At 56.2% G+C, this 249-nt stretch carries 1 protein-coding gene; it reads left to right on the top strand.

Features of this window, described 5'->3' with window-relative positions; genetic code table 11:
• A partial coding sequence (gene mraW, locus KM934_RS13085; RefSeq protein ID WP_215761070.1) for a 16S rRNA (cytosine(1402)-N(4))-methyltransferase occupies nt 1-249 on the top strand: 249 nt, incomplete at both ends.

Genomic DNA, 249 nt, shown 5'->3' with positions numbered 1-249 from the left:
GGCTATCGCCGTTGCGAAGACTATTGATGATCCGCACTTCTCCATCATCCACGGACCTTTCTCCGCGCTGGGCGAATATGTTGCCGAGCGCGATCTTATCGGCAAGATCGACGGCATTCTCCTCGATCTTGGCGTCTCTTCACCGCAACTTGATGATGCTGAGCGCGGCTTTTCCTTTATGCGCGATGGTCCGCTGGACATGCGTATGGACCCAACCCGTGGGCAGTCAGCCGCTGAATGGCTACAAAC

Source organism: Hallella faecis, assembly GCF_018789675.1.
Classification (GTDB): Bacteria; Bacteroidota; Bacteroidia; order Bacteroidales; family Bacteroidaceae; genus Prevotella; species Prevotella faecis.
Note: the sequence above shows the minus strand (reverse complement) of the source record. Positions and strands in the feature narration are given on the sequence as shown.